Source organism: Pseudoalteromonas sp. T1lg23B (assembly GCF_002964665.1).
Taxonomy (GTDB): Bacteria; Pseudomonadota; Gammaproteobacteria; order Enterobacterales; family Alteromonadaceae; genus Pseudoalteromonas.
In genome coordinates this window covers 278,749-302,728 of sequence record NZ_PQBZ01000030.1, presented here as the reverse complement: position 1 = coordinate 302,728, position 23,980 = coordinate 278,749, and the positions used below count along the sequence as shown (strand labels likewise).

Genomic DNA, 23,980 nt, shown 5'->3' with positions numbered 1-23,980 from the left:
GTGTGTAAGTTATGTGTTATTGCTCAAACGAAGCATCTTTTCAACAATGTTGCGAACCTTTTATTTCAGGAACCGAGTTTCCTAAAACTGCACAGCAGTTAATGCGTTCACGCTATAGCGCATACGTGGTTAAGAATGCGCTATACATCAGAGAAACTTACGCTGAAGAAGAACAAAAACACCATAGCATTGAAGATATTTTGGCATTTGCAAATGCCGTAGACTTTATTCGATTGGAAATATTATCGACTGGCGATACAACTGATGGTAGTTTTGTTGAATTTAAAGCCACATATATTGCCGAAAACAAAATCTGCGAACTTCATGAACGCTCTAATTTTATTTTAGAATCTGGTTTATGGAAGTATTTAGACGGCCACATTTATGAAACACCTGAAATCAAACTGGGTAGAAATGATGTGTGCCCTTGTGGCAGTGGCAAAAAATTTAAGAAATGTCATAGCAACTAATAAATGTGCTTAAGCGGTCAGCTGCAATGCACTTTGCATTTGCCCACTGGCAAGTTGATCATAGAAACCCGCTGCATTCATAGCGGGTTTGTCTTCTTTTGAAACCCCATTTTTCACCGATTCCAATCTTTTTCTTACAGCTATTTCGCAGTTATCTACGATAACCAATGGTATGTGAGTCTTATCATCGCGTATTGCCAGTGGCTCAGGTGATAAGCATTGCTGAAGTTTTAATGTCGTTAAGCTACTCTGTGCTAATCGTGATGCATTATCTTGACCTATCAACATGTCATATGTTTCTGGTGCTAGCGCTTGCTGAGGGCCAATTTGTAATTCTTTTTTAAGTGCTAATTCTGAGAGGTCAGCTTCAACTAGTTCTGACTCTGGTAAATGAAATTGACTAAATTCTAAGGCGTCTTGAGAAAGCATTGCCAGCAGCATGGAAAAATCGGCACGACGATGCTCGGTCACGCTGACCGAAAGTGCATTGCCAAGCTGGTCTTCCCTGGTTAATACCACATCAATTTGCATAGAGTTTCGCCAATTAATCACTGAACTATGTTTTTATCGGCATTTTTTAAAATTTCTTTAGCAGTTTTCTTTACTTAATAAGAAACTTTGATATTATCACCGCCGTTGTTGAGGAGGGGTTCCCGAGCGGCCAAAGGGATCAGACTGTAAATCTGACGGCACTGCCTTCGCTGGTTCGAATCCAGCCCCCTCCACCACCAACAACACAAATACAATTTGGAGGGGTTCCCGAGCGGCCAAAGGGATCAGACTGTAAATCTGACGGCACTGCCTTCGCTGGTTCGAATCCAGCCCCCTCCACCAAATTGTATGCTCCCTGAGGAGGGGTTCCCGAGCGGCCAAAGGGATCAGACTGTAAATCTGACGGCACTGCCTTCGCTGGTTCGAATCCAGCCCCCTCCACCACTTTCTTATTCCTTAGCTATGAATAGCTGCTTACCATTTGTTTTAAACCAGTTAACTGCACTCTTGTAGTCTGGGTCATATTGCGCCACAAGCAGCCAGAACTTCTTGCTGTGCGATAGAATGTGACAATGGGCTAGCTCATGTACCATCACATGGTCAATCATTCTCTTTGGCGCACCAGCAAGCAATATATTGAATGTAAGTGCGTACTGACTAGAACAACTTCCCCAACGACTTTTATATTCTCTAAGCTTCACACTTACTACGGGCGCATTCATTTGTGTACTGAGCTGAGGTAGTTTGCTGTCTATATATTGCTCAAGTTCCACCGCTAACAACTTCATAAGTTGCATTCTCATTGATTTAACAGAAGAGCGTGTAGATGTTTTGATGACAACCTGTTTTTTTGGATGATCAATATAGGATGAGCGACCAAACAGCAGTTCAAACTCATCACCAAAAATAAGTATCTTGTTACTTTGCCAAGGTGTTTGTATTTGTATACCGTCCGCGAGCCGGCTTTGTTGAGCCTTTACCCAAGGCTGTTTTGTATTCAGCCACCTTTCTATCTCAGTCATACAAGCGCCGTACGGTGCATACACATGGACACCTTTGTCTGTAACTTTTAATGCGACAGTCTTGCGTCTTTTGCTGAGTTTTAGCTGATATTCAAACATCTTAAATAAAAAAAAGTTTCTCTGTGTTCATTCTACCCCGCCAATTAGCTGCTAATCTATAAAAATAAATGGCTAAAGAGATCAAATATCTATGAGTGATAAACCAAGTTGTCAATATAAATCACCCGACGGTCATCAATGCCAAGAGATTGATATGGGGTCAGGACTTTGTTTTTGGCACGATGCTAAATTTGACAAAAGTGGCTTGGAACTCACCCAAAAGCTTGAGCGTTATGCAAAACGTGGTGGGCTATTACATGGCTTAGAATTAAAGCGTGCCAACCTCGAAGGGCTTAATTTGGTTAAGTTCGGCGACCATAGTGGTTATGATTTGTCATACTGCAACTTTTATCGAGCAAATTTACAAGGTGCTCATCTATTTAATAATACGATACGCCATGCCTCTTTAATGAAAGCAGACTTAAGAGAAGCTAATTTACACTGCTGTCATCTTGAGGGCACAAACCTGCTCGGTATTAAGCTCAACAATACTCGCATTGATAATCTTTATTTGGGCGACAAACTATTGCAGGAACAACAGGCGTTTAGCGCCTTAAAAGAAAAACGCATTGATGACGCTAACGATCTATTTCTGCAGTCTGAAGAAATATATCGGTCGCTTAGAAAAGGAGCGGAGCAACAAGGTCTATTTGAAATGGCGGGCAAATATACCTATCAAGAATTGCGCATGCGTCACCAACAATATCCAAAATTTTCGCAAAGGCGGATTGTTTCAAGTTTCATCAATTTAATATGTGGCTATGGAGAAAAACCGGAAAACGTCATTCGCTTTAGTTTAACAATGATAGTATTTTGTGCGCTTATGTACTTTATATTTGGCGTAACTTACGACGAGCAACGCTTACAATTAGACTTTGCCAGTACGTTTTCAGACAATATCAGTGCATTACTCAATAGTTTCTATTTTAGTGTCGTGACATTTACCACGTTAGGCTATGGAGATATCACCCCTGTAGGGGTATCGCGGTTTATCGCAGCCGTTGAGGCCTTCACGGGAAGCTTTTCGTTGGCACTATTCGTGGTCGTTTTTGTAAAACGCATGACTCGATAACATGCGTTTTTATATATTAAGCGATCTCTTGTTTCAGTTGGTCCAAAAACGCACTCATAAACTCGGTACGCTTGCGAGCCTCTTCTCTGGCTGAGGGCGTATGCATTTGCTCAGCAATGTGCAAAAGTTTAATAAAAAAGTGATCTAATGTGTAGCGCATATCATCGGCTTCTCGGCGCTCACAAAATGGGTCCTCTGGATGGTATAAGTGACGTGCTATGGCCCCTCCCACCTTCATGCATCGACTCACACCAATCGCACCTAGTGCATCCATTCTATCTGCGTCCTGAACAATTTTAGCTTCTAATGTCTCTGGTATGACATTAGCGCTAAAGCTGTGAGCAACAATGGCATGATGAATTGCGTCAAGCTTTGACGTGTCGTAATCAATCGACTGAAGAAACGTCACTGCTTTATCAGCAGCCATTTTTGACGCTCGAGCTCTATCCGGATGATTTTTCGCTACAGCAACACAGTCATGCAGCCATGCGGCAGGCAGCACGACGGCCAAATCAGCCTGCTCTTGCTGAGCAAGCTGCTTGGCGGTTTTAACGACTCTTTCAACATGCGTCAAGTCATGAGCGGTATCAGCAAAGACGCTGTTTAACATAAAGTTCTTACATGCCTGTTCAATGTTATGCATTACATTCTCTTATGATTTTTAAAATCTGTCCGAACGATTAATTCTATCGCTGACATACAAAGTCATCACTTTGGTGGTTCACTCTTTGCCAACACTGGAGTCTAGCTCACCATTATTCATGAGTTAAGATTGTATGTTGGCATGGCCTTCACTAAAATGGCAAGCATTCTATCAAGTAAGGAATTTTTATGTCTTGTGCCCTGTATTTACAGCCCGGTCGAGAAAAGTCGCTTAAACGTAAACACCCGTGGGTTTTCTCTAAAGCAATCAAGAAAATAAAGGGCAAGCCCGCCTTAGGTGACACGGTTACTATCTATACACACGACGGTCAGTATCTTGCGACTGCGGCCTATAGCCCAGATTCACAAATTCGTGCCCGCGTGTGGAGTTTTGACCAAAACGAACAGATTGATACACAGTTCTTTGTGAAACGATTGCGTCGAGCATTAGATGCAAGACAACAAACGATCGAGGAAGGCGGATTATCTGGCTTTCGATTATCAGCAGCAGAGTCTGACGGCCTACCCGGCATTACCATAGACAAGTTCGATAACTATCTAGTTTGCCAATTACTTAGCGCTGGCGCAGAACGCCATAAAGGTGACTTGCTCATGGCGCTTCGAGAGCTATTTCCCGATTGCTATATTTACGAACGTTCAGATGTTGATGTGCGTAAAAAAGAAGGGTTAGAGAAAACCACAGGAGCCCTGTGGGGCGATGCGCCCCTTGCACCTGTGCTAATCGAAGAAAACGGGCTAAAAATAGAAGTTGATATTATCAATGGTCATAAAACAGGTTTCTACCTAGACCAAAGGGATAGTAGAGCAGCTCTAGAACGTTTTGTTAAAGACAAAACCGTACTTAACTGTTTTTGTTACACTGGTACGTTTGGCTTATATGCACTGCGAGGTGGCTGTGAAAAGGTCATTAACGTTGACGTATCTCAACCTGCTCTTGATACCGCAAAACGCAATGTTGAACACAACAATTTGGACCTATCCAAAGCTGAATTTGTTAAGCAGGATGTATTTAAGCTGTTGCGACAATACCGTGATGAAGGTCGCCAGTTTGACACCATCGTGATGGACCCGCCAAAATTTGCAGAAAGTAAAGCTCAGCTCACTGGTGCATGTCGTGGTTATAAAGACATTAACATGATAGCTATGCAAATCCTTAAACCGGGTGGCACTTTGCTAACTTTCTCTTGCTCTGGCCTTATGGAGCAAAACCTGTTTCAAAAGGTCGTTGCAGATGCCGCACTCGATGCAGGGAAAGAGCTATTGATTATGGAACGTCTGAATCAAGCCGCAGATCACCCTATTTCAGGTAACTATCCTGAAGGCTTCTATTTAAAAGGTCTAATTTGTAAGGTTTACTAAATTAGCAGCTTATCGGCCAAAGGCGTTGAAAACACGCCTTTGCGGTCTCCAGTCTTCCCAAATCTCATCACTCTATAGAAGCGTTTTCTTACGATCATGTGTACGACCGTATTTGCGTCATATTTACCTATTGATAAAGTGGCGATAAGAAATAGCTGTTCTATATTTGCATTCAACGATAGCTTTTTCGGCCCAAAGCTATACCAGCTGTGAAACCAAAAGGAGTGAGTTATGATAGCCCCAGAGATCCAATTACTAATTAAAGAAAAGGCCGATACGGCCAGAAATCAAGCGATAGGTGCACTTGCATTTGTGGTTTTGATTGTCACTCTACTGACCAGCCTTGGCATATATCAGTTCGTAGTCGAGCATACCGAAGACAGCGTTAAAAAAGCATTAAAAGAGCAAACTATTGCTAAGATCATTGAACGACTCAAAACAAGCGATCAAGAGGCTCTTAAGATTGTTGAAAAGCTACGTAAAAAGGAGCAAGAGCTGAGCAGCTACATTGGCGGTATTCATATCGACCTTGAAGATATTCAAGTATCTAGTTGGCAAAGCAAGTTTAAGTTACATCAAACATATCTATGCCCTGACGATCGCGTCATGGTCGGCCTTGATTTTAAGCATGAACACGGACAAAACCTAACATTCCAAGAACAATACCGAGCACACTGCGCTAAGCTCACAGTTACTGCAAAGTAAGGCATTTTGTAGTTAGTCGTCAGTTAAACTGAGTAATTTCCAAGCCTAATATATATGTGCCATCTTGATCTTGAGCACAACGCACCACGTTAGCATGTGCATTCAATGGCGGAATTGAGTCACTAGTGGAATTAATGTGAACTTCCATCATGGTATTGGGTTCAATGGGCTCACTGACTTCAATTGACAATCCCGTTGCACTTAAGTCATGGCATTTGCCTTCAAACGTCAAACCCGTCTCCAAGATCGTCAATCTGGCTTGAGCATTGATCAACATACGCATAAACCTGCGCTTATCTTCATGCAACATCGCTATCCCCTTATACCATTGATTTTAGTTTTTCTAATAAGGATTGGATGGCAAATGGTTTGATCACGTAAGCATCACAACCGGCTTCATAGCCAGCTTGTTGCTCTTGTTCTGACTCTAAGCCAGATACCATCACAACAGGAATATCTTTAGTTTCTGGAGTATTTTTTAACATACGACACGTGTCGTACCCATCAAGGCCTGGCATGCACACATCAAGCAAAATTGCATCGGGCTTATGAGCTATCGCATTGGATAAACAGCTCTTTCCCGAGTCTGCATAACTAAGCTTAAACGCATCAGACAAAGCCATACTGAGCATTTCATAGTTAAAATACTCATCGTCTACCACAAGTACATGCGGCGTGTTATTCCCTTTTTTGCGAGTGGACATAGTTGATGTCACTTCCTTTTCAAAATCCAAAAACTTTTCCTTCTAATAAGGTAATTGGCTTAGAGTAAATTGCAAGCTTATTAAGCAATTATTCGCAGTCCTTTATTGCATTCATCACCCGCTTCGCGGAGATTGGATATGGCGTACCGAGTGTTTGTGCAAACAACGAAACTCGAAGTTCCTGCTGCATCCAAAAGATACTCTGTACATTATCAGGCAAAGGGTGTCCTTTTGGAATACGTGTGACCACTTTTTGATATGCCTGTGCTACTTTCTCAAGCTCAAGCACACACAAGCGGTCACGGTTTGGGTCAACCGGTAGCTTCTCTAGTCGCTTTTCTATCGCTTTCATATAGCGCAGTAAATCGGGTAATTTGTCTGCTCCGTGTTCACTTACAAAACCTTTGAAAATAAGCGTTTCTAACTGCGATTTAATGTCTCCGTGGGCTGTGATCATAGTTAGATCCACGCGCCCTTTCATACGTTTATTAATAGCGTGAGCAATGCTTAATACCTGCTCGACCTGTGTCGCAATGCGCACCACCGTGTCGCCAAGCTCACCACGGATACGCTCTTTTGCTTGTTCAAAACTTTGTTCATCACGAATGTCAGAATGCTGAGCTAATAGCAGATCAACACCGGCGGCTATGCAGTCATCGATGAGATCCTGTACTTTCCCAAATGGATTAAAGTACAAGCCCAGTTTTGCTTTGTTTGGTAAGTGCTGTTGTAGGTATTTAATGGGTGAAGGAACATTTAGCAACACCAAACGACGGATACCTTTTTGATGCGCAACTTCTGCTTTGATAGAGCTATCGAATAGCTCTATTGCGGTGCTAGCTTTTTTATCTACTAAAGCTGGGAAGGCTTTAATTTCATAGCTACCCTGTTTCTTAGTGTATTCTTTGGGTAGTTCACCAAATTGCCACTGGGTAATATCTTGTTGCTCAATCCCTGCTTCTGCGACCTGTGAAAGTGTATCAGATACACGGCCTTGCAATTTATCTTTCAGTGCTTGTAAGTCAAAACCATGAGCTATGACTTTGCCATCATCGCCAATTACCTGAAACTGTATTTTTAAATGAGGTTCAAGCGCACTTAGATCCCAATCCTCTTGCTCAACTTTAACCCCTGTCATACGCAATAGGCGCATTGCTAAGGCATCAAGTAAAGTACCTTGCATGGGCTCTAAACTTGCCAGTACCGCATCAGCATAGTTTGGTGCAGGCACAAAATTACGGCGAAGATTCTTGGGCAAGCTTTTGATCAAACCACAGATCAATTCATGTCGAAAAGCTGGTACATGCCAATAAAGCCTTGCTCATTAACTTGGTTTAACAACGCCAGCGGTATATTTACCATCACCCCATCCACGGGCTGGCCCGGCTCGAAATGATATTCAAGAGGTAACATCAGATTACCTTGGTGCCATACATCAGGGTAATCAAACTCGGTGATTTGCTGCGCGTCGTGCTGCATCAACTGCTCACGGCTCATGTGTAAAAAGCGCTTGTCTTTTTGCTTTTGACTTTTCCACCAATGATTAAAACCAGCGCGGGTGCATACGTCTTTGGGTATACGCTGATCATAGAATTCAAACAACGTTTGTTCATCGACGAGAATGTCACGACGTCGTGCCTTTTGCTCCAGCACATGAATGTCATCAATTAAAGACTGATTATGCTGCAAAAATGCTTCATTTTGGCCAAGCTGCTGTGCCACCAACGCTTCTTTGATAAATAACTCTCGACATAACACGGGCTCAATTTGGCTATACACGGTGCGCTTGCGCGCGACAATGATCAAACCAAATAACGTTTGCTGCTCAAAAGCTATGATACAACCTGGTTTTTTCTCCCAGTGTGGCTCGCTAAAGCTGCGTTTGACCACATGTTGCGCCAAAGGCGCTATCCAATTCACATCTATTTTAGCGTTGACTCTGGCATACAACTTACTGGTTTCAACTAGCTCCGCTGACATTAACCATTTCGGACTTTTCTTGAATAAACTTGAGCCTGGGAATATATGGAACTGACTGTTGCGTGCGCCTTTATAATGTTGCTTCTCATCTTTAGCGCCTATGTGGCTGAGCATTCCACTGAGCAAAGCTTGATGAACATTGTCCAAATCAGCTGGGTTATCACTCAATTGCATGTTCATTTCTTCACAGATGGTGCTTAGTTGGTAAACAATATCTTGCCACTCTCGAATACGCATGTAGGCAAGAAAATCTTTTTGACATAGTTTGCGAAACTGCGCGCGCGTAAGGTCTTGTTGCTGCTGTTCGATGTAATACCATAGATTCAAGTAAGCAACAAAGTCTGAATCGGGATGTTCAAAACGAGCATGTTTCTCATCCGCCGCACCTCGTTTTTCTTGTGGCCGTTCGCGAGGGTCTTGAATAGATAATGCTGCGACTATGACGATCACTTCTCTTAGCGCGCCCAGCTTGTCTGCTGTAAACACCATTTTCGCTAAGCGAGGGTCAATAGGTAGACGGCTGAGCGTACGTCCAGATGGCGTTAATTGGGTACTTTGGCGGCGCTTACTCGGATGCACCGCCTCCAGCTCTTCGAGCAACGCAATACCATCATTAATATTACGACTGTCCGGCGCTTGTACAAACGGAAACTGTGAAATGTCACCCAGCCCTAAGCCCAGCATTTGTAGAATAACTGACGCTAAATTTGTACGTAGAATTTCTGGGTCCGTAAATTCTGGTCGGGACACAAAGTCATCTTCCGAATACAATCGAATACAAACCCCCGCTTCAACACGCCCACAGCGGCCTTTTCTTTGATTCGCACTGGCCTGAGAAATTGCCTCTATCGGTAACCTTTGTACTTTTGTTCGATAGCTATAACGACTAATTCTTGCCGTACCCGGGTCAATAACATATCTGATCCCAGGAACCGTAAGTGAGGTTTCTGCCACATTAGTCGACAAAACAATACGACGTTGACTGTGTGGGGCAAAAATACGGTTTTGCTCGGCATTTGATAAGCGCGCATACAAGGGAAGTACTTCTACCCCTTTGAGGTTACGCTTATCGAGGGCTTCTGCTGTATCCCTAATTTCACGTTCACCATTCATAAAAATGAGGATGTCACCGGGCCCTTCGGCACACAGCTCATCAACCGCATCAAAGATGCCCTGCAACTGATCGCTTTGCGCTTCGCTATCATCAGATGCCGTGTCAAGAATGGGTCTATATCTCACTTCAACGGGATATGTTCGACCCGACACTTCAATGATAGGCGCATTGTTAAAGTGCTTAGAAAAACGCTCTGGGTCTATGGTTGCTGATGTAATGATCACTTTAAGATCGGGACGCTTGGGCAATAAATTTTTCAAATAACCCAAAATAAAGTCGATGTTTAAACTGCGTTCGTGCGCTTCATCAATGATGATAGTATCATATTGATTTAAATAACGATCTTGCTGTATTTCTGCTAACAAAATACCATCAGTCATCAACTTAACATAGGTATTGTCTGACACTTGATCACTAAAGCGGATCTTAAAGCCAACCTGCTGGCCCAGCTCACATTCAAGTTCTTCAGCAATACGATTGGCTACACTGCGTGCCGCTAGCCTTCTGGGCTGAGTATGACCGATGTAACCATCAACGCCTCTGCCAAGCTCTAGGCATATTTTGGGTAACTGCGTAGTCTTACCTGACCCCGTTTCACCTGCAACAATAACCACTTGATGCTGTTCAATTGCAGCTTTAATGTCATCTTTTTTCTGGCTAACAGGAAGCTGTTCTGGATAACTCACTTTAGGTAGTTGCTCAGTGCGTTGTATTTTTAACGTTTGGCTTTTTTGAATTGCCTGTTCAATCGAAGCAACCACTTTGCTTTGCTTGTTCGCATCTGTAATTTTATTCGCACCATGCAAACGTTTTTTAAGGAGAAACTGATCTTTCTTTAGACAAGACTTTAGCTCAGCAAACAGTGGTCCTACACTCACTACACATTACCTATCATCGTAAATTTAAGAGCGCGTAGTGTATCAAAAGACGTTCGCTGAGCCTATGCTCTAGGCGTAATAATATATCCCTTCGTATGTTAAGAAACACTGGTGGATAGCACTCACTCTCTTTGTTCTATGAACTTGGTTAAGTTGTTATTATCACCAAGATATACCTAGTACAAAATTGCTTAGTATTCACAACTTATGGTTTATTCAGGTATCAGAAAAGGTGATCTAGATAATGAAACAGCGTTAAATTTTAGAAGTACGCAGTGATTAAAGAATGAAGATTTTTAAACGCTCAATAGGATAGTTTGAATCATTGAGCGCCTATCAAAAATTTAGTAAGCAATACGGTTAGCTAAGTGAGTAGTTTTAAATCTTTAACTCCCGTCAGTAACTTTATACATACCTATGCCCAGATAAATAGGTATCATGTAAGTGCTTGTCCAATGCTAACAGTACGTTAGCACGACTGATCACACCAAGCAGACGTCCATCATCATCGATTACAGGGTACAGTTTGGGCTTATTAACTGTCATTTTATCGGCTATCTGCACAATGCTATCTTCAGGTTTTACACAGACAGGATTCGCCGTCATCACATCTCCTACCACGCTGTGAGATTCATTTTGATAGGTTGCTTCGAGCATTTTTCTTAAGCAGTCTTGTTCGGATAAAAAACCCACTACTCGCTTGTTTGTATCAATAACTGGCCCCCCAGGTTGGCCACTTTGTAGCAGCTTCTCCACTGCTGATTCAACTCTCATTTCTACAGAAAAGGTAACGGGGCGATGATTTAAATAGTCCGCCACTTTAATTGATTGCATAATTATTTGCTCCATATAAAAACGCCAGCATCTTAACTATAGCTGGCGTGTATGGAATTGCCTGTTTTTCAATCCTTTTTAAAGATTCCCACATAGGTTGGCTGAGTATCTGATTTGCTCGCTCGATACATTCCTTTGGTATTAAATGGCATATTGATATTGCCTTTAGTATCAACAATGATGACGCCTCCTGTCCCACCTATAGGCGCAAGCACATTGTGAATAACCTCGTTACCAGCCTCGTCAATTGACTGATTTTGATACTGCACGCGTGCGCAAATATCGCTGGCGACGCTGTAGCGAATAAAGTACTCGCCATGACCTGTGGCTGATACCGCGCAAGAGCGATTATCCGCAAAAGTACCTGCACCAATTACTGGAGAATCTCCAATGCGACCAAAACGCTTCGCTGTCATTCCTCCTGTAGAAGTCCCTGCCGCTAAGTTACCTTGCTTGTCCAATGCAACTGCACCAACCGTCCCCATTTTAAATTCGTTTGGCAAAGCGCGGTGTGCAGCTTGATAGGACTTATCTTGCTTTTGTGCAGCATCAAGCTTTTGTTTGGCCTTTTGTAGCGCTTCAAAACGATGTGGTGTATCAAAATAGCTATTATCTATTAACTTGAAACCCTGCTGCTTTGCAAACTGTTCAGCGCCTTCTCCACTGAGCATCACATGTACAGAGTCCGTCATTACTTTGCGAGCTAAGTTTATTGGATTTTTTATATGCTTAACTCCAGCCACAGCCCCCGCTTGCCGATCCCTGCCATCCATGATGGAGGCATCTAACTCATGCTGCCCTTCGTAGGTGTACACGGCTCCTTTGCCTGCATTAAAGAATTCAGAATTTTCGAGTATATTAATCGCGGTAGTTATGGCGTCGAGACTTTGTCCTCCGCTTTCCAATACCGCGTAGCCAGCTTCAACCGCCTCTGCAAGCTTAGCTCTGTATGCCGCTTCTTGTTGTTGACTAAAACGACTTTTGTCTATGGTCCCTGCGCCACCGTGAATAGCGATGGCGATGGGCTTAGTTTGCGCTATTGTCTGGTTGCTTGTGGCTAACAGAAGCCCCAATATTGCTATTAATATCGGTTTATTTTTCATGTTGTTTCCCCCATTAAAACCTCAAAATGCAATGCAACGTGAGCACTTGCAACTAAACGCGATTAACGACACACGATTTTATTTTCTGGCATAAAAAAAGCACCCTAAGGTGCTTTTTAACGTTATCATTTATTAATGATTATGCTTCAGAGCGCTTTGCTTTTAAGCGCGCTAAACGTGCAACCTGATGTGTTGACGTTAAGAAAGCGAAGATAGGCGCTAGATAGCCACGCTTGCGTAACTCTAAATACTCTTCATCACTTAGTTCGTTTAGTTTACGCTCATCAACAAGGTGAATACCGTTGATGTCTTTCTTCTCACCCTTGATTTCCACTGTCAAAGTTTGTGGGATCAATAGCTCTTTGTCTGCAAGGTATTGTGTGAAAGTTTCAGTAACACGAGAGAACTCAATAAAGTTAACCAAAGCTTCTTTACGGCGTGTTAAATATTCTGTTTCTTTACCGTCTTCAAACAAAGCGTTACCTTGTTCTTCACTCACCAGTGAACTCGCTTCATCAATAACAATACCGTACTGATCGCCTTCAGGGTGCTTAACTAAGCCAAATGGGTAACGAGTAACAGCTAACGGTGCAAAACCAGCTGTCCATTTACCATCTTCAACAAATAAGTTCTCACCTGGCTCTAAGCCGAACATAGCAACAGCTTGGAATTGACCAGTTTCGTTGTTCTTTACAAACGCCATTGGAAATTCAGTTGCAACACGTGCGAACTCATGCGCTACTACTGGGATTAAGTGCTGTGATTTAAGAAATTCAACATTGATGCCATTTTGTACTTTAGTGTTGGCATGCTTCTCGTTGTGTAAAGGCTGCACTTGTTGCTCCGCCATAATACTACTCCATTCATTTACGTAATTATTACTTTTGTGGCCCTAAGGCTAAAGGTTTTGGGCACAAATTGGAAGCGAAAACTGACATATAATTAACCCTGCTTTTGTAAACCTAAAACAACTCGTCAGAACGTGATACACAACTACTTATATAACAGCCCATTATGAAAACCATAGTGTATCTAAGTTCATACTAAGACATTACTTCAGCGAATATCTCGTTCTTAAAGCCGCGAGATACCTGCTTAGTTAATGCCTCATTTGAGACACAAATTATTCACCATGTATCTTTTGGTATGCAGATTTTAACGCTTCTAGCCAACGACGATGACCTAGTAATCGTTCTTTTGCGTTACTGATCATTTGAGCATTTTGCGCCAATAGCTGCTGGCTCATTTGCTTTTCAGTGTCGGATAACTCCTTGACTTCGGTATTAAACTCCATGCCATAGAGAACATATAAGAAGTTTTTGTGATCAAACAAATCAAAACGACTGAAAAAATCTGACTGAGTTGGAGCTCTGAATTTAAACTTACATAAACGCTGTTTGAGCTCAGAAGAACTCGCTGACATATCTCTGTTTGCCTGCCAGAAATCCGAATCAACCCTGTCTGAAATACAATAATGAAGCTTGATAAAATCAGTCGTTCTTTCCCAAACATATTTCATGACATCGTTAAAATACGTGCTCATCGTGTTACTTTCTTCAATGCTTCTGGGAAAGTTCTTGGCTAACAGCTCGGCGCAAAAATCAGTCAACAGGATGGATGTCGCTTCTAAAGGCTCCACAAAACCTTGCGCTAGACCGAAGGAAACACAGTTTTTGGACCAACATAGCTCTCTAAAACCGACTTTCATATCCAGTTTACGTACACTCAGATCAGCTACTGGAATATTTAGATAATCCGCGTAATTGGCCCTAGCCTCTTCCTCGCTCATATACTGGCTTGCATACACAAATCCTGTGCCACGGCGAGTTGTTAGAGGAATATCCCATATCCAACCTGCTTTGTGTGCCGTTGCTGTAGTATATGGAGGCAATTGCGCGTTTTCGTCCAGAGGTATTTGTTTTACAAGTGCGGTGTCTACCAGAAGTTCTTCGCTTTTATCAACAAAAGGGACTTTAAGTACTTTATCTGTAAGTAATGCGCTAAAGCCACTACAGTCCAAGTAAAAATCAAACTCAAACTGCTGACCTTGCTCATCCACAAGGCTTACAATATTCCCTTGTTCATCACATTTCGCATCAACTATTGTGGCGAACTGGTGTTTTACAAAAAACTTCTCCTTTGCGTTACTAGCCAACAACGCAGCAAATTTTGCCGCATCAAAATGGTAGGCATAGGCCAGGCTGCCTTGATACTCCACATCACTTTTCTGTTTGGGCGCTAACCCAAGTTCACATATTTGCGCCTGAATCCCTACATTTTCAAATTTAATCCGTTCACTTAATAAATAGTTTGTGATGTCATAGCCTTGTGCAAAAGGCTCGTCAAATGGGTGGTAATAATAATTGGAGCCATGAGTATCAGGATTCAACCAGTCGACAAATTTAATTCCTTGTTTAAACGTTGCGTCACACTTAACGAGAAATTCCGCCTCCGAGATACCAAAACGTTTTAGACTATTTTGAATATAAGGCACAGTCCCTTCACCGACGCCAATCGCATCTATCGTTGCTGATTCTATGACTGTTATTTCGACATCGCTCAGGTGGCTAAGCGCATGACCAATGTGATTTGCACTGAGCCACCCTGCTGTGCCTCCACCTAGGATTGCAATACGTTTAATTTTCATATTTTTACCCACAAAAAAGCCCAGCTAAGCTGGGCTTATGAACTTCATTTTACTGAATTAGTAACGGAAGCTAACGCCTAACTTATAAGTCGTTTCACCACGGAAAGACCATGTAGGGAAGTTATCTTTTAATGCCGCTTTAACATCACTGTTTACCCCAGCTGCACCGTATTGAACATCATCTTCCTCTGTAAGGTTAACGATTTCGAGAGTCGTGGTGATGTTCTCGGTTACGTTCCAGCCAAGTGTAACATCTAGCGTACCAAAATCATCATGCATGCGGTTACCATAGTAGTAGCCATACTCACGGATCATATACTCTGAACGCCAGTTGTAGGCTGCACGAGCAGAAAACTCGTCATTTTCCCAGTAACCAACCAAGTTAGCACTGTGTTTTGATGACTCAGTGAACAAGCTTAAGTTATCTGTATACACTTCTGCAGGTGCTTGTGCATCTGTATACGTATAGTTAGCATTTACACCAAAGCCATTATCGAATGCGTGGTTAATCTGGAACTCAATACCCTCGATTTCACCGCCACCGGCATTCTTATAGTTATTCACAGTCCATGTATCTGCTGGCTCTGGAATATCGTTGTTGATAACGCCAATCTGCTGATCAAATTGTGTTGTTGCAACGATGAAGTTACTGATATCTTTGATAAAGTATGTTGCTGATACTAAGTTACCGTCACCGTAGTAGTACTCTAAACTCAAGTCAGCTTGTGACGACTTCATTGGTTTTAGCGCAGGGTTACCATAAGTGATCTGCTCATTGAAATCACGGTCATCTGGGTAGCCACTTGAACTAGATAAGAATAGCGTATCGTAGTTTGGACGCGTAATCGCTTGACCCGCGGAGAAACGTAAGATCATGTCTAGAGACAGGTCAAACGAAATATTCACACTTGGTAATACGTCGCTGTATTCACCTTCCACAGACTTAACCGCACTGCTCCAACCTGCGTTTACAGCAAGGTTATCAGCTGGCGAGTTATCGATGACGTGGCCACTAGAAGTTACGTCAGTACTGATGTAACGAACACCGAAGTTACCGCGAATGCCATCTGCATCAAAGCCAAACATCGCATAAGCTGAGAAGTTATCTTCTTCAATCTTGCCATACGCTGGACGGCTATAAACAAACTCATCAACTAAAGAGATTGTGCTGTTGATCATCGCATCCAAGTTAGCTTTCGGAATTGTCCAACCGTCATAACCAAGTGGCATTGTACCGCTGTAAAGGTCTTCCGTATTGAACACATTTCGATCCGCAACATCATCAACATATACAGCACGGTACTCTGACTTCACAAATTCGTGGTCAGTAACACGGATACCCGCTTCAAATTTGTTGATTGCACCCAGATCCAAGTCTAAGTCTAAGTCGATTTGAGCATAAGTTTCTTCATCTGAGTTTGGACCTTTGATACCGGTCCAAGTAGATGTACCAACTGTGCTGTCTAATTGATCACGCGTGAAACCCATATCACGGCCATTCACTTTGATCTGTTTGCCCTGCGCATCAACTGTACCGGCCCACTTCACTTGATGGAAGTTATCACCCCACCAACCGTAACCGAAGTTTGCACTCATTTGAGTACCACCTTCAGCCTTGGTGTTACCCGCTACCGCGCTGATCACATAGCCTTCGCCTTCGTACTTCGCATTGAGTTCGAAAGTATCAGAAGTCATTTCACCTTTACGAGCCCAGTTTTGGAAGAAGACACGAGATGCTTGCTCTTCAGGCGTCACACTCAATGTACATACACCAGCACCATTGAATTTTTGACAGAACGAATCACCTTCACCCCAGTCGGTGTCGGTATTGATGTACATGTTTGCACCAATACTGTCAGCACCAAGCTCTAGGGTCATAATATGCGCGCCCACTTCAAAACGATCATTCGGGCGATATTGTAGTGTTGCATCAATTGCCGTGCGCTCTTGATCTTGTAAGAAGCTTGATGGCTGGATTGAAGAGCGAAGCCCCCAATCTAAGTCAGCTTCAGTACCTTGACGTAAATATTCACGGTCTACGTATGCACCTGAAACTAAGATACCAAATGTCTCATCTTCGTTCTTCCAGCTATACAATGCAGAAAGATCAGGCGCTACATTTTCGTTCAGTGAGCCATACTCACCTTTTACCGAAGCGAAAACTGTGTTTGCTTCTAAATCCAATGGCTTGCGAGTCTTGACGATTACCGTACCACCAATACCACCTTCAACAATATTTGCTTGTGTTGATTTGTACACTTCCATGCCACCAATCAGTTCTGCAGGTAGCATTGAGTAGTTGAAAGAGCGGTCGATATTAAGCTGATCGTACCAACCTGTTGACGCAACGTTTTGTCCGTTCAGCGTTGTCAATGTCATGCGAGGGTCAGTACCACGAATCGATACTGAACCACCTTGACCAAATGAGCGGCCAACCGTGATCCCAGGTACACGACCCAAAGCTTGACCTACGTCAGAATCAGGAAATTTACCGATATCTTCAGCAGTTACTGCATCAACAACGGCATTTGAAAAACGTTTTGCGTTAATGTTGGCTTTGTTTGAGGCGCGAAGACCGCGCACTTCAATCACTTCAACATCTTCTTTAACTTGGTTTTCATCAGCAGCATAAGCCATGCCAGATACACCTGCACTTAGTACAAGTCCGACATTAACTGCTAGTAAGCTTTTTTTAAAATTATTAGCTAACACAGGATTCCCCTTGAATCATTTTGTTGGATTTTTTAATCACTTCTGCCCAGTGATGATGACAACGCTGTCATCTAATAACAAACCATACACCGTAAATTACAAATCCGCTACATCTTTTTTGTCGAATTAATCAAAAAATATTCAACAATAAAACTAAAACATTGATTTTAAACGATATTAATTTACCAGTGTTATGCTTTGTTACAAATTCTAGATAGAATATAGCATGAAAAAACACTTTTTAGGGACAAAAATAACTCTGTTAGACAAGTTAGTAACTTTAAGTGGCATTATTATAACCATAGAGAATAGTTGCATGAGCGTAGAGAAACTTTGGCAGAAGTGTTCAAGGGTAATAATACGCAAAATGACAACGCTGTCATTATAGATTTTCATGCATCTTATGTCTAGGTTAATCGCTTAGAAAAGCACGGCTATGACAAGGTTTAATAAGGATAACGCTCGTTATGTACAGCTAGCTCATCAAAAATGCTAACTATTAGATCTATTTGGGGATAAAACGATAGGAAGTAAAGGCTACGTTGGTGTTAATTGAAGTGTCAAGGTACTGTATCACCAGTACCTTGAACCCGTTATTTTATCGCTATCTAATTCAGGGACACCAAAAAACAGTTAAATTAATATCTGAGTGGTTCAATACAGCTCTTAATGGAATGTCTAATTCTGAACCTGATTGCTTGGCTTGCTCATACATCGCACGCTTTTCATCGCCACTGATCAGTAGAACAACTTGTTGCGAGTTTGCGATTCCATTTAAAGTCAAGGTCATACGTTCAGTAATACTACCCGTTACTTCACTTTGTTTGGCATTAATTGCACACACAATATCCGCTGTATTCAGGCCGTGTTCTAACCCATCAGCATGAGGGAATAAAGAGGCTGTGTGACCATCAGGACCCATTCCTAAAATCGTAACATCGGCTTTGCCAAGTTCTCGATAGGCTTGTTCACATTCCTCCTGCCCGGCTTGTGCAGTTGCAGCAGAATTTTTCATGGTGACAAAGTTAGCTTTTGCACCATAGTTTTGTAACAACGTAGATTTGATAAAGGCTTCGTTCGATTTTTCGTGATCAGCATCAACCCAGCGTTCATCTACCATAGCAACAGAGATTTTATCCCATGCTAATGGGAGCTCCGATAAGTGTCGATATGCTGGTGCAGGTGAAGAACCACCCGATACCATAAGAACCGCGTTGCCTTTTTGTTCAATTCCAGTCACAAGACCCGCTTCAAGCAAACTGGCCAACGCATTACTTAGTTGTTCTTTTGAGTCAAAAAATCGCTCTGTTATGTTCGCCATTAAGCTTGTTCTCCAACATTAAACCACGCATGGTTATTTTCTTGTAGCAACTCATCGGCATCTTCAGGGCCCCATGAACCCGCACGATAAAGCGCCGGTGTCCCTTTACTTTGCCAACGTTCGATAATCGGATCAATCCATTGCCATGCCTGACGAACTTCGTCACGGTGGATAAATAGAGCTGGATTATCAGCTGCGGCATCTAACATTAAGCGCTTGTATGCATCTGAGTGAAAACTAGAGCCGTATTGCTGACTAAGTTCAATATTCAACGTAACGGGTTGCAGCTCCATATTCAAATTATCCATACGTTTAGACATCAGAGTTAACTGGATAGTCTCCTCTGGCTGCAAACGAATAACAAGGCGGTTTGGTTGAATTGCTCCCACCGACTCGTCATAAACATTGTGCGAAACACGCTTATACTCAACGACAATTTCAGCGCAGCGCTTTTTCATGCGTTTACCGGTTCTAAGGTAAAATGGCACACCAGCCCAACGCCAGTTATCAATGTGCGCTCGAATTGCGACAAAAGTTTCGGTTTTACTTGAACCTTCACCTAGTTCTTCTAAATAGCCAGGCACCATTTTACCACCTAGCTCTCCGGGCACGTATTGACCACGCACGATGTTATCATCTACCTGTTCACCCACTAGTGGACGTAGTGCTTCCAATACCTTTAACTTCTCCGCACGGATACTATTGGCATTCAGTTTGTGCGGAGATTCCATCGCAACTAAACATAAGAGTTGTAGTAAGTGGTTTTGCACCATATCACGCAGTGCACCTGCTTTGTCGTAGAAGCCAGCACGTGATTCAAGACCGACAGTCTCAGAGATACTAATTTGGATATTATCAATTGATTTAGCGTCCCATAAGTTCTCAAACAGTGCATTTGAGAATCTTAACGCCATTAAATTCTGTACAGTCTCTTTACCTAAATAGTGGTCAATGCGGAAAATCTGTTCTTCAGCAAAATACTGTGCAATCTTGCCATTAATTTCCTCCGCTGATTCACCACAGTAACCAATGGGCTTTTCAACGACAACTCGCGATGTTGCGCTAATGAGCTTTTTCTTTGATAGGATTTCACAACAAGTGCCGTAAACCGCAGGTGGAAGAGATAAGTAGAATACTCGAGATTTATCCTCTGCATCTTGCTGCAAAAGTGCCCGCAACTCATCCCAATGTCCATCGGCTTCAGTAACATTGATGACCACAGGGACTAAATATTGAGAAAATGCTTTCCAATCACGATTGTTAAATTCCCCGTCACCCAAGAATGACTTCAGTGCCTGTTGTGCTGTCTCGATATATTCTTGTTGTTTACTTTCTTCGCGAACAGTCGGCAAAATACGAGAGCCCTCGGGTAGATTACCTTCTTGATATGCGCGATACATTGCAGGCAATAGCTTGCGTAGTGCTAAGTCTCCGCCCCCACCAAAAATTACAATATCAAAAGGATTAAGCATAAATTACTCTCTACAAGGTTAAGCGCAGCAAAACAGTCCTGTTCACTGTCTGCGCATTTGTTGTTAATGTCTGGTCATGCCATATTCCTAGCCTACCAGACTATTCGCATTTTAGCGGTTATGAATTCGATTGTAACAGTTCAACTGTGAAGTCAGGCAGCAATCCTAAAATCCAAATTGCCTCATCAGGAGTGGCTGATAAAGAAATGCTCAGCCTGATAAATGAGCCTTAGGGGCACTGTAATTCCTCTCACAAAAATACAGGCCCTAAGAACTCCAGCGCTACCCGTTCAAAGGTATATTTTTCACATTGAGTGAACTGGTTGCTTTCACAAGGAAAGCGAATTTATTTCAATTATCGATTATTTTTATAATATCTAATCAAACCTGCCGTAGAGCTATCATGAGGGTTAGTCACCCCTTCACTTGTCAGCTCAGATTCAATGGCTGATGCCAAGCCTTTACCCAGCTCCACACCCCATTGGTCAAATGAACATATCTGCAATAATATGCCCTGACAGAAGATTTTGTGTTCATATAACGCAATGAGTCGGCCTACTGCTTTTGCATCAACAATATCTAATAAGATTGATGTTGTTGGTCTGTTACCTTGATGTATTTTATGAGCAAGTAATTGCTCAATCTCTTCAGGCGTTTTACCTTTGGCAGCCAAATCAGCTCGAACCTGTTGCGCATCAACGCCACTCATCATCGCTTCTGTTTGTGCAAAGAAGTTTGATAATAAAATATCGTGATGCTGGCCCATCGCGACTTGTGGTTTAAGCGACGCTATAAAGTCAGCTGGAACTATAGTATTACCCTGATGTAAGTACTGATAAAACGCGTGCTGACCATTAATTCCCGTCATACCCCAGATCAATGGTACAGTGGTATACGGCACTGTATCACCAGAGAAAGTAACATGTTTACCGTTACTTTCCATTTCACCTTGTTGCAAATAAGCGGGCAGCATATGTAGTGCCTGATCATAAGGTAGAATCGCCTGAGCGGTATGACCCAAAAAGCTACTATTCCATACGCTTAGTAAAGCCATTATGAGCGGAATATTTTTATCGAACGAGGCACTTTTGAAATGCTCATCAATCTCAAACGCGCCTTCTAACACCTCAATAAAGCGGTCAAATCCTACATACAACGCAATAGGCAAGCCTATGGCGCTCCACAAAGAGAAACGACCGCCAACCCAATCCCACATCGTGAACACATTATCGTCCGCAATTCCGAATTCACGGGTTTTTTCTAAATTTGTACTGACCGCGACAAAATGTTTTGCAATTGCTTCTTGCTGTTGCGCATGCGCCACAAACCATTTTACAGCCGAGCGTGCATTAGTCATCGTCTCAGAGGTCGTAAATGTTTTTGAAGAAACCACAAACAAAGTTGTTTCTGGGTTCAAATCTTTTAACACCCCCGCTAACTGTACACCATCAACATTAGAAACATAATGTACGTTAAGCGTATCGTCTGCGTAATTTTTCAACGCTTCGGTGACCATTTGAGGGCCGAGATTTGAACCGCCGACTCCGATTGCCACAACGTCTTTAACCGATTTTTGCGTATACCCTAACCATTGACCACCACGTACTTTATCAGTGAACGCTTTCATTTTTGCCAATTCATGGTTAACCAAGGGCATTACGTCTTCCCCATCTACCATAATGGGTGAGTTTGCTCTATTTCTAAGCGCTACGTGCAATACAGCTCGCTGTTCAGTGAAGTTTATTTTTTCTCCACTAAACATTTTACTTCGCCACGTTGCTATATCAGTTTGCTCTGCTAGTGAAATAAGCTGAGAAAATACACTCTCATCAATAAGTTGCTTTGAGTAGTCAAATAAAACCCCCGGAATTTGACATGAAAATTTGGCGAAACGCGCCGAATCTTGTGCAAATAAGGTTTTTAGGTGCTGTTGCTTTAATTTTGTTGCTGACTGCTCTAAAGCTTTCCAACTACTCAATTCACTGCGGCAACTCATACTCATTCCTCTACATAGTAAACAGCTTATTGTTCACCTTAAAAGGCTGTTTCAACAAGCAAAAGATTATTTCCAGCGTTCACAATATGCCAGAATGACAACGCTGTCAATTATCTAATTTCCAATTCTACAATGTGGATAATAACGCAATTTTATGTTTTTGACACCGGTATCATTCATTTATTTGTGATATTTGTACTGCTATTTTTGTTTTAGATTAGATAGACTAAGCTACTCACATGATCATTTAATGAATTTTGAGCGAACTACATGCTCTCGTACATAAAAGAACAAAAAAATGAAAGTCACCATTAATGATGTCGCTAAGTTAGCCGGTGTTTCAATGAAGACCGTCTCACGGGTGATCAATAAAGAACCTTCGGTTCGTAAAAAAACCTATGATTTAGTAATGAGTGCAGTAAATGAGTTGAATTATCAACCTAACATTGCTGCACGAAATCTGGCTGGCACTTCCTCATTTGCTATCGGGCTCGTGTACGACAACCCCAACGCTTACTATGTTATTGACATGCAAAATGGTGTGCTCTCTCGCTGTAAAGATGAGGGCTACGAATTGGTCATTCACCCGTGCAGCTACCTTGATGATAATATGCAAGATGAATTCAAGACAATGATCAAGCGGTCTCGTCTTGCAGGCCTAGTACTCACTCCTCCCTTATCAGAACAACAAAGTATTATCGATATGCTTGACGAGTTAGGTGTGCAGTATGTGCGATTACTCTCAGGGCGCGAAAGTGACATTTCAGAACGGAACAACTGTATTTTAGTCAATGACTTCGCGGCGGCATATGAGATCACCGAGCACTTAATCTCATTAGGGCACAAGCGCATCGCCTTTGTCCTTGGGGATAAAGAACATAAATCGACCTCAGAGCGACTGGCAGGATATCATCAAGCGTTGCAAGATCATCATATCGAGTCCAGTGATGACCTGTTATATGAAGGTAGCTACTCATTCGAATCTGGTGTCAATGGCGCTAAAGAACTCTTGAAAAACGGCAACCCAAATAAGATCACAGCCATTTTAGGTGGTAACGATGAGGTGGCTGCAGGTGCGCTGTTTGCAGCCAGATTAATGAATATCGATATTCCTTCAGAACTTTCTATCACAGGATTTGAGGACTCTCCTTTCTCGCGTCAAACATGGCCAAAACTCACTACTGCACACCAGGCGAATGATGTGATTTCAGAACATGCCGCTAGGCTGTTATTTAGCAAAGCGAGAGGCTCAAGAAAGCAAGACAAAGATATAAAAACCACCTTTACGCCCAGTATCGTTATCCGAGAAAGTACTGGGCCAGCGAAATAGGCTAACG

18 protein-coding genes, 3 tRNA genes and 1 pseudogene are annotated in these 23,980 nt (G+C 42.4%); 8 read left to right on the top strand and 14 right to left on the bottom strand.

Translation table 11 applies throughout. The features are described from left to right. The first annotated feature begins 11 nt into the window (after positions 1-11). Positions 12-470: a YchJ family protein gene (locus tag C2M32_RS08095; RefSeq protein ID WP_105167940.1), complete on the top strand. Its 459-nt coding sequence runs from the start codon at positions 12-14 to the stop codon at positions 468-470. Between the two features lie 9 nt (positions 471-479). Here the strand turns inward: C2M32_RS08095 and C2M32_RS08090 are convergent, their stop codons facing one another. Next, the gene (locus C2M32_RS08090) at positions 480-1,001 is read right to left on the bottom strand and encodes a VC2046/SO_2500 family protein (RefSeq protein WP_105167939.1); all 522 of its coding nucleotides are present in this window, start codon (positions 999-1,001) and stop codon (positions 480-482) included. A gap of 112 nt (positions 1,002-1,113) precedes the next feature. Here C2M32_RS08090 and C2M32_RS08085 point away from each other — a divergent pair. The 3 genes from C2M32_RS08085 to C2M32_RS08075 all read left to right on the top strand — a co-directional run bounded on the left by C2M32_RS08085 (position 1,114) and on the right by C2M32_RS08075 (position 1,406). Next, a tRNA-Tyr gene (locus tag C2M32_RS08085) sits at positions 1,114-1,198 on the top strand. A gap of 21 nt (positions 1,199-1,219) precedes the next feature. After that, positions 1,220-1,304, top strand: a tRNA-Tyr gene (locus C2M32_RS08080). Positions 1,305-1,321: 17 nt separating this feature from the next. Then, positions 1,322-1,406: transfer RNA gene (locus C2M32_RS08075), tRNA-Tyr, on the top strand. Positions 1,407-1,411: 5 nt separating this feature from the next. Here C2M32_RS08075 and C2M32_RS08070 read toward each other — a convergent pair. After that, positions 1,412-2,083: a M48 family metallopeptidase gene (locus tag C2M32_RS08070; protein ID WP_105167938.1), complete on the bottom strand. Its 672-nt coding sequence runs from the start codon at positions 2,081-2,083 to the stop codon at positions 1,412-1,414. Between the two features lie 91 nt (positions 2,084-2,174). On the opposite strand from C2M32_RS08070, the gene C2M32_RS08065 reads away from it, so the two are divergent. Beyond that, complete coding sequence (locus tag C2M32_RS08065; RefSeq protein WP_105167937.1) at positions 2,175-3,155, top strand: ion channel; 981 nt, start codon at positions 2,175-2,177, stop codon at positions 3,153-3,155. A gap of 16 nt (positions 3,156-3,171) precedes the next feature. Here C2M32_RS08065 and C2M32_RS08060 read toward each other — a convergent pair whose 3' ends face one another. Next, positions 3,172-3,798, bottom strand: a complete 627-nt coding sequence (locus C2M32_RS08060; protein ID WP_105167936.1) for an HD domain-containing protein — start codon at positions 3,796-3,798, stop codon at positions 3,172-3,174. A 188-nt stretch (positions 3,799-3,986) separates the two neighbouring features. Between C2M32_RS08060 and C2M32_RS08055 the strand changes: the two genes are divergently transcribed. Continuing rightward, a complete protein-coding gene (locus C2M32_RS08055; RefSeq protein ID WP_105167935.1) occupies positions 3,987-5,177 on the top strand; it encodes a class I SAM-dependent methyltransferase in 1,191 nt (396 codons plus the stop codon). Between the two features lie 231 nt (positions 5,178-5,408). After that, the gene (locus tag C2M32_RS08050) at positions 5,409-5,882 is read left to right on the top strand and encodes a hypothetical protein (protein WP_105167934.1); all 474 of its coding nucleotides are present in this window, start codon (positions 5,409-5,411) and stop codon (positions 5,880-5,882) included. A gap of 19 nt (positions 5,883-5,901) precedes the next feature. Here C2M32_RS08050 and C2M32_RS08045 read toward each other — a convergent pair whose 3' ends face one another. The 11 genes and pseudogenes from C2M32_RS08045 to pgi form a co-directional block, all read right to left on the bottom strand. After that, positions 5,902-6,192 (bottom strand): PilZ domain-containing protein, encoded by a 291-nt coding sequence (locus tag C2M32_RS08045; RefSeq protein ID WP_105167933.1) that lies wholly within the window; start codon positions 6,190-6,192, stop codon positions 5,902-5,904. A gap of 10 nt (positions 6,193-6,202) precedes the next feature. Then, positions 6,203-6,586 carry a response regulator gene (locus C2M32_RS08040; RefSeq protein WP_070986943.1) on the bottom strand — a complete coding sequence of 128 codons (384 nt, stop codon included), beginning with the start codon at positions 6,584-6,586 and terminating at the stop codon, positions 6,203-6,205. 88 nt (positions 6,587-6,674) lie between these two features. Next, positions 6,675-10,558 (bottom strand): annotated as a pseudogene (gene hrpA / locus C2M32_RS08035) (ATP-dependent RNA helicase HrpA). 405 nt (positions 10,559-10,963) lie between these two features. Next, positions 10,964-11,392: a CBS domain-containing protein gene (locus tag C2M32_RS08030; protein WP_105167932.1), complete on the bottom strand. Its 429-nt coding sequence runs from the start codon at positions 11,390-11,392 to the stop codon at positions 10,964-10,966. A gap of 68 nt (positions 11,393-11,460) precedes the next feature. Beyond that, on the bottom strand, positions 11,461-12,495 hold the full coding sequence (locus C2M32_RS08025; protein WP_105167931.1) for an isoaspartyl peptidase/L-asparaginase family protein: 1,035 nt from the start codon (positions 12,493-12,495) through the stop codon (positions 11,461-11,463). Positions 12,496-12,634: 139 nt separating this feature from the next. After that, complete coding sequence (locus C2M32_RS08020) at positions 12,635-13,345, bottom strand: SapC family protein (RefSeq protein WP_105167930.1); 711 nt, start codon at positions 13,343-13,345, stop codon at positions 12,635-12,637. A gap of 273 nt (positions 13,346-13,618) precedes the next feature. Further along, the gene (locus tag C2M32_RS08015; RefSeq protein ID WP_105167929.1) at positions 13,619-15,142 is read right to left on the bottom strand and encodes a tryptophan halogenase family protein; all 1,524 of its coding nucleotides are present in this window, start codon (positions 15,140-15,142) and stop codon (positions 13,619-13,621) included. Positions 15,143-15,199: 57 nt separating this feature from the next. Continuing rightward, positions 15,200-17,854, bottom strand: coding sequence for a TonB-dependent receptor (locus C2M32_RS08010; RefSeq protein ID WP_105167928.1), 2,655 nt, complete (start codon positions 17,852-17,854; stop codon positions 15,200-15,202). Positions 17,855-18,467: 613 nt separating this feature from the next. Continuing rightward, positions 18,468-19,175 carry a 6-phosphogluconolactonase gene (gene pgl / locus C2M32_RS08005; RefSeq protein WP_105167927.1) on the bottom strand — a complete coding sequence of 236 codons (708 nt, stop codon included), beginning with the start codon at positions 19,173-19,175 and terminating at the stop codon, positions 18,468-18,470. Then, positions 19,175-20,647, bottom strand: coding sequence for a glucose-6-phosphate dehydrogenase (gene zwf / locus C2M32_RS08000; RefSeq protein WP_105167926.1), 1,473 nt, complete (start codon positions 20,645-20,647; stop codon positions 19,175-19,177). The genes pgl and zwf overlap by 1 nt, the downstream gene beginning before the upstream one ends. 355 nt (positions 20,648-21,002) lie before the next feature. Continuing rightward, entirely contained in the window at positions 21,003-22,643 is a 1,641-nt protein-coding gene (gene pgi / locus C2M32_RS07995) for a glucose-6-phosphate isomerase (protein ID WP_105167925.1), read from the bottom strand. A gap of 298 nt (positions 22,644-22,941) precedes the next feature. Between pgi and C2M32_RS07990 the strand changes: the two genes are divergently transcribed. Next, positions 22,942-23,973 carry a LacI family DNA-binding transcriptional regulator gene (locus tag C2M32_RS07990; RefSeq protein WP_105167924.1) on the top strand — a complete coding sequence of 344 codons (1,032 nt, stop codon included), beginning with the start codon at positions 22,942-22,944 and terminating at the stop codon, positions 23,971-23,973. The last annotated feature ends 7 nt before the right edge of the window (positions 23,974-23,980 follow it).

Bases quoted from the DNA above. Each gene is read 5' to 3' on its own strand.
- C2M32_RS08065 (WP_105167937.1), top strand. From the start codon at position 2,175: ATGAGTGATAAACCAAGTTGTCAATATAAATCACCCGACGGTCATCAA.
- pgi (WP_105167925.1), bottom strand. From the start codon at position 22,643: ATGAGTTGCCGCAGTGAATTGAGTAGTTGGAAAGCTTTAGAGCAGTCA.
- C2M32_RS08090 (WP_105167939.1), bottom strand. From the start codon at position 1,001: ATGCAAATTGATGTGGTATTAACCAGGGAAGACCAGCTTGGCAATGCA.
- C2M32_RS08025 (WP_105167931.1), bottom strand. From the start codon at position 12,495: ATGAAAAATAAACCGATATTAATAGCAATATTGGGGCTTCTGTTAGCC.
- C2M32_RS08095 (WP_105167940.1), top strand. From the start codon at position 12: ATGTGTTATTGCTCAAACGAAGCATCTTTTCAACAATGTTGCGAACCT.
- pgl (WP_105167927.1), bottom strand. From the start codon at position 19,175: ATGGCGAACATAACAGAGCGATTTTTTGACTCAAAAGAACAACTAAGT.
- C2M32_RS08055 (WP_105167935.1), top strand. From the start codon at position 3,987: ATGTCTTGTGCCCTGTATTTACAGCCCGGTCGAGAAAAGTCGCTTAAA.
- C2M32_RS08020 (WP_105167930.1), bottom strand. From the start codon at position 13,345: ATGGCGGAGCAACAAGTGCAGCCTTTACACAACGAGAAGCATGCCAAC.
- C2M32_RS08030 (WP_105167932.1), bottom strand. From the start codon at position 11,392: ATGCAATCAATTAAAGTGGCGGACTATTTAAATCATCGCCCCGTTACC.
- C2M32_RS07990 (WP_105167924.1), top strand. From the start codon at position 22,942: ATGAAAGTCACCATTAATGATGTCGCTAAGTTAGCCGGTGTTTCAATG.
- C2M32_RS08015 (WP_105167929.1), bottom strand. From the start codon at position 15,142: ATGAAAATTAAACGTATTGCAATCCTAGGTGGAGGCACAGCAGGGTGG.
- C2M32_RS08070 (WP_105167938.1), bottom strand. From the start codon at position 2,083: ATGTTTGAATATCAGCTAAAACTCAGCAAAAGACGCAAGACTGTCGCA.
- C2M32_RS08040 (WP_070986943.1), bottom strand. From the start codon at position 6,586: ATGTCCACTCGCAAAAAAGGGAATAACACGCCGCATGTACTTGTGGTA.
- C2M32_RS08060 (WP_105167936.1), bottom strand. From the start codon at position 3,798: ATGCATAACATTGAACAGGCATGTAAGAACTTTATGTTAAACAGCGTC.
- zwf (WP_105167926.1), bottom strand. From the start codon at position 20,647: ATGCTTAATCCTTTTGATATTGTAATTTTTGGTGGGGGCGGAGACTTA.
- C2M32_RS08045 (WP_105167933.1), bottom strand. From the start codon at position 6,192: ATGTTGCATGAAGATAAGCGCAGGTTTATGCGTATGTTGATCAATGCT.
- C2M32_RS08050 (WP_105167934.1), top strand. From the start codon at position 5,409: ATGATAGCCCCAGAGATCCAATTACTAATTAAAGAAAAGGCCGATACG.